Annotated in this window: 6 protein-coding genes and 1 pseudogene; 4 read left to right on the top strand and 3 right to left on the bottom strand. The window is 57.5% G+C overall.

From position 1 onward, the window contains the following. From IGS51_RS17960 to IGS51_RS17950, 3 genes and pseudogenes are all read right to left on the bottom strand, one after another. Nucleotides 1-241 (bottom strand): annotated as a pseudogene (locus tag IGS51_RS17960) (hypothetical protein); the annotation flags it as partial. A gap of 32 nt (nucleotides 242-273) precedes the next feature. Then, nucleotides 274-834: a pantetheine-phosphate adenylyltransferase gene (gene coaD, locus IGS51_RS17955; RefSeq protein WP_297080160.1), complete on the bottom strand. Its 561-nt coding sequence runs from the start codon at nucleotides 832-834 to the stop codon at nucleotides 274-276. A gap of 539 nt (nucleotides 835-1,373) precedes the next feature. Next, nucleotides 1,374-2,309: a carbohydrate ABC transporter permease gene (locus IGS51_RS17950; protein ID WP_297080159.1), complete on the bottom strand. Its 936-nt coding sequence runs from the start codon at nucleotides 2,307-2,309 to the stop codon at nucleotides 1,374-1,376. A gap of 543 nt (nucleotides 2,310-2,852) precedes the next feature. On the opposite strand from IGS51_RS17950, the gene IGS51_RS17945 reads away from it, so the two are divergent. The 4 genes from IGS51_RS17945 (at nucleotide 2,853) to IGS51_RS17930 (ending at nucleotide 5,750) form a co-directional block, all read left to right on the top strand. After that, entirely contained in the window at nucleotides 2,853-3,302 is a 450-nt protein-coding gene (locus IGS51_RS17945) for a hypothetical protein (RefSeq protein ID WP_297080158.1), read from the top strand. 105 nt (nucleotides 3,303-3,407) lie between these two features. After that, nucleotides 3,408-3,794: a hypothetical protein gene (locus IGS51_RS17940; RefSeq protein ID WP_297080157.1), complete on the top strand. Its 387-nt coding sequence runs from the start codon at nucleotides 3,408-3,410 to the stop codon at nucleotides 3,792-3,794. Continuing rightward, nucleotides 3,772-4,287, top strand: coding sequence for a hypothetical protein (locus tag IGS51_RS17935; RefSeq protein ID WP_297080156.1), 516 nt, complete (start codon nucleotides 3,772-3,774; stop codon nucleotides 4,285-4,287). The genes IGS51_RS17940 and IGS51_RS17935 overlap by 23 nt, the downstream gene beginning before the upstream one ends. A 47-nt stretch (nucleotides 4,288-4,334) precedes the next feature. Continuing rightward, entirely contained in the window at nucleotides 4,335-5,750 is a 1,416-nt protein-coding gene (locus IGS51_RS17930) for a hypothetical protein (protein WP_297080155.1), read from the top strand. The last annotated feature ends 97 nt before the right edge of the window (nucleotides 5,751-5,847 follow it).

Raw genomic sequence — 5,847 nt, 5'->3', positions numbered from 1 at the left:
CCTGCCGCACCAGCCCCATCTCATCGAGGATCTGCGCCGCCCGCCGCTCCGCCGTTTCGATAATTTCCTGAGCGTATTGCTCCGCCTCCAGCAAAATCTCTTCCTTGTGCTGGAGCAGCTTTTTCGCCTCTTCAAACGCCGGATGCAGATTCACCTGCACCAGCTCCAGCTGATCCAGCACCTGATCCTCGTTGATCAACGTCCGATTGATAATCGGCAACCGCGACCCTTCCAGGATCATCTCTTCCAGCTTGGCCAGTTCGCGCTGGATATCTACTCCACCGACTCGGCTCGCCTCTCCGTTGAGGCCGGCGTTGGTGCTGGTTCCGTTGCGGTCTGGGGCGATGCGGTTGGGAGAGTCTTGGCGTAGCATTGGCAGATATCTAACGCGACGGCTGGAGGGACGAGATGATCAACGGGTCCGCCAAATTTGGCGATTTCTTTGACTAGGCTGCTGCTCAAAAAACTATACTCGCTCGAAGTCGCCAGGAAGAAAGTTTCGATATCCTCAGCCAGGGTTTTGTTGGTGTGGGCCATTTGCAGCTCTTTCTCAAAATCGGAGAGAACGCGCAGCCCCCGCAGCAAAACCTTTGCTCCCTGCATTCTGGCATAGGTCACGGTCAATCCATCAAATGTATCAACTTCGACATTTGGCAAGTGCTGAGTCGCCTGCTGAATCTGCGCCACGCGCTGGTGAACCGGAAACAGCGGCGTTTTAGTGGGATTTCGCATCACAACGACAATCAGCCGACCAAACAGCCGACTGCCCCGCTCGATAATATCGAGATGCCCCAGAGTAATGGGATCGAAGCTACCAGGATAAACCGCTATCACAGGATTGTGTAGTCAGATTTTAAGGATTGATGGCAAAGGTGACGACGCGGGCAGGACGCAAGTTTTATCAAAATCAGTGAAACCAAATCAGCGAAACCAGTATCGAATAGAACTGAGCAGATTGGGCAGCTTGATAGGCCTGGTGTGAGGACTAAGTTGGGACTGAGATTAAGTTGGGACTGAGACTAAGTTGGGACTAAGCAGATATCCACAATAGTTTGCAGGACGGTTTGGAGGACTTGTAGCGCCAGCGTAATGCATCAAAGCCTTGCGAGGCAGTAGTGTGTTGCGGCGATGCCTAACAGCACTCTACAGAGTACGGCCTGTGCGGTCTATCTATGTCTCCCAACTCAACAGGACTGATTCAATCGGGTTGATTGCGTGGAATGCACTCAATACGGTTGATGCACCAAGTCATGCAAATGATAGATGCCCAGATATTATACGGCGAAGCTTTCTAGAAGCTAACCGGAAAATTTCACCTAAAGTTTTGCAATGATTTTGCGAGGATCTGATGAGAAATTGTCAGAAATCGTTCATTAACTTAGCAAATCTGGCGATCCCGAACGCAGCATCAGCCGCAGCACCGACAACCCCAAGATAATCAGGAACAGCACTAACCCTATCGTACAGGCGTAGCTTAACTCCAGATCCTGAAACGCCCGCTCGTATACGTAGTAAACCATTGTTTTGGAACTATTGCGCGGGCCGCCCTGCGTCATCACAAACACCTCCTCAAACACCTTGGTCGCTGAAATGGCAGAAATTACCGCCACCAGCAGCAAGTAGGGACGCATCAGCGGCACGGTGATATCCCAGTGCTTTTTCCAGCCTGTGGAGCCATCGATCGCCCCTGCTTCGTACAAGTCTGCTGGAATCGCTTGCAGCCCCGCCAGGTAAATCACCATGTAATAGCCCAGCCCTTTCCAAATCGTTACTGCCATCACGCTGAATAGGGCAAGTTGGGGGCTGGTGAGCCAGGGCACGCCCGTTTCCGATAGCCCCAGCCAGCGCAACAGTTGGTTCAGCAGCCCCGTTTCGGCATAGAGCCAGCGCCAGGCAATGCCCGCCACCACCATCGAAATCACCACAGGCGTATAAAACGCCGCCCGAAACCCGCCAATTCCCGGTAATGCTCGATTGACCAAGATGGCCAGGCCCAGCGGCAGCGTCACCAAGACGGGAACAACGCAAATCAAGTAAAGCAGCGTGTTTCGCAACGTTTGCCAGAAGATGGGGTCGCGGACGAGGCGCTGGAAATTTGCAGTGCCGACCCAGGTGGGGGGCTGGGTGATGTCAAATTCAAACCGGGTAAAGCTGAGGTAGAAGGCGTTGAGCGCGGGGTAAAAAATCGTCAGCCCCAACACCAGCAGTGCCGGAGCCAGAAACAGGTAGGGTGCAAGCCGTGAAAGCCATACCCTGGTGCGGACTGAGCGGGCAGCCGAGGCGTGTTCGGGAGACAAGGGAGAGGCCATGGGTTTGAGGATCGGGGACGGCCTAGCAAGTGCGTGATACAGAAGGAATCATAACGTTGCTGCGTCGCTGGGCGCACGAGATAGGCGAGATGGCGTGGGAAAAGAGCGGCAGACATCGTTCAGAGAGCGAGGATAGGAGCCAGACACCGACCTCCAGAAAAGCGCACAAAAGCCGAGGCGTTAGATCATTTACGTTTTAAGTACAATTGTACTAAACTAAAGGAACGCAGTTTTTTGGGGCGAGGTTGCTCCGCAACGCTAGCGCGATCGCCACTTTCGCCTATCCCACTGCTGATTGCCCACTGCTGATTGCCCACCGTTTACTGCCCACCCCTTATTGCATTGCACGATCTTGCACTACCTGCTTTTAACTGCACTGCTTTAAGCCCGCTGTAAACCTGCTTCGTTCCAAGCCTGGCCTGAAGTTGGTGTTCTGAATTCCCGAATCGCCTGCGATGCTTCTAATTGCTAATTGTCGGATAGACCGGGCTTCGGGCTTCCCAAACTTCCCTCGCGCTAACGTGCCCTCTGCCAATTCGCCCTATGCAAATTCAGCTTGCCCCCGCTCCGCCCAAAGCAAACGGTTCATCCCCAGCGGCTTCCCCAGCTAATCCGCGTTCTTCAGCGTCGGCTGACCCGGCTCTTTTTAGAGGGCGATCTGTCAGACGGACTAGACGGACTCGCCCCCGATCGTCGGCTGGCTATCCAGCTTGGGGGCGAAGGCTGGCGAAATGGCTGCAACCGCCGAGCGAGCCGCTGTCGTTCTGTGCCGAAGCGGGGGTTTGGCTGGCGGGTGGTGTGCTGTTTCGGGTGGCGACGCACCAAATTCTACTGGCGCTGCCGCAACTTTGGGTTCCTGTGGCGATCGCCCTGCTCACCCCTGCAATCGTGGCAACGGCCCTGTCGCTCCGAGTTCCCCGTCTGTCGCTACTGCTGGGCTATCGCCTCTGTCTGATTGCTGCTGGACTCTTCCTGACCGGATTCTGGCTCTAAGTTAACCCCCTTAACCCCCCTGAATTCCTATGAGCGTACTTCTTGGAGCGGCTTGGCTATTAATTGTGCTGTCTTGCTTCGTGCTAGTTGGCGAAGGAGGAAATGATGAAGCGCCGTAAACCCGAACGCAAAAATCCCTCATCCTATCTGGTCATGGGTGGGTCGCTGCTGATGCTGGCGATGCTGATGACGGATTTGGGCGATCGCCGTCCCAAGCCCGTTAGCAACAAGTGCCTAGAGGTGGTGCAGTCGCAGTCGGTGCTGCACCGCGACAAGCTTTCGCAACTGCTCAGCATTCCCGAACGCAGCAGCCGCGACCAAATCAAAGCTGTGATTAGCGAACCCTATTGTCGGCTGCCGCAGGTGGAGATTCGCGCTGGAGTGCCTGCCGACCGCGAGGCCTATCCGCTGGCGTTTGACCCGCAGACGTGGCTTGTGGTGCTGTATGAGGGCAATGAGTATGCGGGCTATGACTTTGTATTCAAAAAGTAGCGTCTTGAGCGGGCGGCTAGTCCAGCGCGTTTGCAGCAATTGTCGGAGTCGATGTCCTATCTGGGGGGCGATCGCCCTGACGATTCCTCTGGCCGCTTGCGGCATTGCTCAGGAGCCGCCCGCCCTCCGCAGTGTGCCCATTCATCAAACCTGGCAAATTCAACCGGGAAGTGCGATCGCAGGTCATCGCGTGTTGGCGGGGCTGGTCGATATTTCCATCGATCTGGCAGGTCAGCGGGTCTATGCCCCATTTGACGGACAGATGCAGCCAACCGCTGGGGATTGCGTGGTGTTTTCCAGTCCTGAAGTGCCTGCCTATCTGCTGCGGCTGTGTGGGCTGCGGCGGCCTAGTCTGGGCAGCGTGCAAGAAGGGCAAGTGCTAGGGCGTGGCGAGGTGCTGCATTTCGCCACGCTGCGAAAACAGACTGATGGCCGCTGGGCCCTGGTGGAACCGTCGTCCGCACTGCTGACCCGATTGCTGCGATCGCCCTGACTCCTCGCGCCTCCCCCGTACTCTTCCCTGACAGACTAACCCCCAACATGGCAGAACTGGCAATCCTGGGCTACATCGTCGGCGGCTATCCGCTGGAGGAGGCCGACCACTCGCCCGCCCCATCGCTGACGCTGGTTTTAAAGTCGTCGGCTTCCCGGTGGACTGGGTTCAGGGGCCTGCTGGCGGGGTCGATGGCGCTAGTGCTGGCGGGGTCAGTCGTAAACCAGACGGCGATCGCCCTTTCTCCCGATCGGGTGTCGCTGGAGTTTCCTGTTGCTGCTAATTTGCCCGCCACCAGTCCGCTGGCCACTGGCTCACAAGACGCTACAACTGTGGCGTTGGCTTCAGCCTTGCAAAGCGACATTGCCCCCTTTAACAGAGATTACCCCGTTGCCGACCCGCCGCCAATCGCGCCGCTGCCTGTGCCTCCTCAGGCCACCGAGCCGCCCTTGGGAAAGGGGCGAACTGCGGCTCAGCTAAAATTGCCGCCCCCACCGCCCAGCCCGGCCCAGCCCAATCAAGGAAATGCACAAGTCCAGACACAATCTGCGCCACCCTCTGTGGTGTCATCGTTAGGCCAGGCTCCCCCGTCTCAAGACTCGCCCCCTGGTTCTTACTCTGAAGCCCCTGCTTCTATAGCGCTGGCGGGGTCGCCCTCCGCTGCCAAAGACCCGGCACTGAGTTTTGATCTAGAGTTGGTTCCAGCGGCGATCGCCCCTGTTGCAGCGTCGGTCTCTCCAGAAAGTCCAGTTCTCGCAGCGCTGCCCGCCATGCTTCAGGCGGCGTTTGCAGGCGGGGCAGACTCGCTGGTGGCGATCGCCGTAGGCAGCGCCGAGGGCACGCGCACCCCACGCGGCGACTACACAGCCGCCTACCAGGGGCATACCGATCCGGGCAACGGTGTGTGGAACCTGGGCACATTCTCCTATCAGCACGGTGCAACTTCGCCCGCCGAAGCCGACCGCAAGCAAATCCAGCAGCTCCAGCGACAGGCGCGGCAGCTCCAGCAGACCGCTGCCAACCTGGGGCTAGAGCTAAGTCTGGCAGAGCAACTTAACGGCATCGATCTGGCAAATCAATCGCCCCGTGCAGCGCTCAGCCGAGGCGGCTATCTCGATCGGCTTCTGGAAGCTCGTCAGCAGGGGATGACGGGTGAAGCGGCGATTCTGTGGGCCCGCACCCGCGCCTTTCTCGAACCCGACACGCAGCGCTGGAATGCACCGGGGCTGGGCAACACGACCGAAAGTATCACCCGCGACCAGGCCCGCCGGATGGTGGCCGTGCAGCGGGCGATTGCTCTCAATCCTCCGAAAGTCGCATTAACCGGCCCATCGGCTAACTCTGCTACTGCTCTACACGCAGCACAATCCTCGTCTTCGCTATCCGAAATTTCGATCAATCGACCTGTAGCCAAAAACACCGATGAGTCGGTCAGTCGCTTGCTGTCGTTCGACCCGCCGTAATCTTACGTAATCCAGTTGGAAGAGGGTTAGGACTTACGCAGTTGGACGATTTCTCGCAGGCGCAGCCCGCGAGAAATCGTCCAAAGCCCAGACAACT

This window comes from Thermoleptolyngbya sp. M55_K2018_002 (genome assembly GCF_015295965.1).
GTDB lineage: Bacteria > Cyanobacteriota > Cyanobacteriia > Elainellales > Elainellaceae > Thermoleptolyngbya > Thermoleptolyngbya sichuanensis.
This window is presented reverse-complemented; position numbering and strand designations above follow the sequence as displayed.